This window comes from Sphingobacterium puteale, assembly GCF_003627955.1.
GTDB lineage: Bacteria > Bacteroidota > Bacteroidia > Sphingobacteriales > Sphingobacteriaceae > Sphingobacterium > Sphingobacterium puteale.
The window spans coordinates 1-2436 of the sequence record NZ_RBWS01000044.1; the positions used below are offsets into that span (position 1 = coordinate 1).

The 2436-nt window shown below is 45.1% G+C and carries 2 protein-coding genes; both read left to right on the forward strand.

Going from position 1 to position 2436, the window contains the following annotated elements; all coding sequences use genetic code 11:
- Positions 1-113 precede the first annotated feature (113 nt).
- Positions 114-467, forward strand: a complete 354-nt coding sequence (locus D7322_RS28220; RefSeq protein WP_121127501.1) for a hypothetical protein — start codon at positions 114-116, stop codon at positions 465-467.
- A 149-nt stretch (positions 468-616) separates the two neighbouring features.
- Positions 617-2335 carry a group II intron reverse transcriptase/maturase gene (gene ltrA, locus D7322_RS28225; RefSeq protein ID WP_121127502.1) on the forward strand — a complete coding sequence of 573 codons (1719 nt, stop codon included), beginning with the start codon at positions 617-619 and terminating at the stop codon, positions 2333-2335.
- The last annotated feature ends 101 nt before the right edge of the window (positions 2336-2436 follow it).

Here is a 2436-nt window from a genome sequence, read left to right on the forward strand (position 1 = left end):
AGTGCGACCTGCAAAGGTCATTGTCCAATTGTTCAACCAGGAAACTGGACACAGAACCTACCATGCTGTTGGTAGTAGCCTACTTCGACATGCGGGATGAGTAATTGCCCCGTGTGATAGCTCGAAGAACAATATACCGAATTGCCATAGAGGCAGACCCGGGAAACCGTGAGGCTATCTGGGTACCGGACAGTTCAATTCCGGATAGGGTTAGGCTTGCTGATACGATGAAATTAAATGAACCGATGTTAAACGCCGTTAAGCCGAATAAGCGAAATGAACTGAAACGCTTAAACCAAAATGGTAACTGTGCAGGATATCCACTCACGCTGTTGGGGACACACAGCCAACTAATGCACACGGTGGAAAGTCGGCATCTAAGTCAGTGTGTTGGACTATGGCAACAGGGTAAGACCGTTTATTCGCATAGTTTTGCAAAGCCTACCGTAAGGGAAGCCCATGGATAAGCGGTTAGAGGAGGAGATAAAAAGCGAATGATGTTCTGTAATGGGACATATAAGGGATGAAAAGATTGCCCTACAGCGAAAGCTGGCAGACTTATCTCTGGTTATTTCAGTGAAACATGAAGAAGAACTTCTCTTAAGACAATAAGCAAATGACTGTGAACACAAACAGTGCCACGGATGCGATTGCCACCTGTATGAATTGGCAGACCATAAACTGGGAAGCCTGTGTCATGGAGGTAAGGAAGCTTCAGCTACGTATCGCTAGATGGGAAAAACTCGGGAACCGCCGTAAGGTCAAAGCTTTACAGTGGTTACTGACCCATAGCTTCTCCGCCAAATGTCTGGCGGTAAAGCGTGTATCACAAAATAGGGGTCATCGGTCAGCTGGCATAGATGGGATTGTAATGACTTCGCCAAAAGATAAATGGGATATGTTGCAATCGCTTAAAAGAAGGGGGTACAAGTCCCTTCCGCTTAAACGTGTCTACATCCTGAAATCTGATGGCAAGCAACGCAGACCTCTCGGGCTTCCCTGTATGAAAGACCGGGTAATGCAAGCTTTGTACACGATGGCATTGTTGCCAATTTCAGAAATGAAAGCAGACTGGAACAGTTATGGGTTCCGTCCCGAAAGGGGTACTGCCGATGCGATTGAGCAACTATTCATTGGCCTTGCGACCAAAAGGGCATCCAGCTGGGTCTTAGAGGGAGATATAAAATCCTGCTTTGACTTAATCAGCCACGAATGGATATTGGATAATATCCCGATGGACAAAAAGATCCTTTCACAATGGTTGAAATCAGGATTTGTGGAATCGGGAAAACTGTTTCCTACCAATCATGGTACACCACAGGGAGGGCTTGCCTCGCCAACACTAGCCAATATGGTTCTCGATGGAATTGAAGACCTGATCGGTAGAAAGTTCGGCTCCTTCAAACTGGATGGGGACTATTCCAAACAACGGAAGAATCCCATACTATTCGTACGCTATGCGGATGACTTTGTGGTTATCGGCCGAACAAGTGAGGTTCTAGAGCATGAGGTAAAACCCATGATCCAATCATTTCTGAAAGAACGCGGACTGGAACTCTCAGAGACAAAAACCAAAATAACCCAAATCCACGATGGTTTTGACTTTCTTGGACAGAACATCCGTAAATATCGGATGCGAAATGGTACCGAAAAACTGCTGATAAAACCATCAAAGGCCAACATCAAAACATTTCTCACCAGTATAAGGAAAATAATTCGTTCGGCCAGGAGCATGAGCCAAACGGAATTGATCCGTCTTCTCAACCCAAAGATCAGAGGTTGGGCATACTATCACCGGTCGGTTGTCTCATCCGAAATCTTCAGTGCTGTGGATAAAGAAATCTGGAAGGCTCTTTGGAAATGGTCGGTTCGAAGACATCCAAACAAAGGAAAGAGATGGATAAAGTCAAAATATTTCCATCGCATAGAACTCCGGGATTGGATATTCAGAGCAAAGATCAAGGAGCATGGGATAACGGTGACAGATACTCTGTTTTTTGCTAACAATATTGCTATCATACGGCATACTAAAATAAAACAACAGGCCACACCGTTTGACCCTGCATATGAAAGATACTTTCAGGAACGCACTTCACAGAAATGGAGAAATAATAAAAGTGGTAAACTAAAGGTGATGGCACTCTGGAAACGTCAACGAGGAATCTGCCCTGTATGTTTAGAGAAAGTTACCAAACTGAGTAACTGGGTTGTGTATTGGCATAAAAACAAACTCGAAGGAGGAAGTGACAGGCTGGATAATCTTAGTCTGTTACATCCAAAATGCGCGCGCGGAAACAAGCCTAAATTTGTGATACCCCATCGGTCAAGCCAATAAAGTTTGACTTGTAAATAACTTGAGCCGTGTGCAGGGAAACTTGCACGCACGGTTCTTAGGGGAGTAGGCTCGGGCAACCGGGCCCTCTTACCCGCCTACGA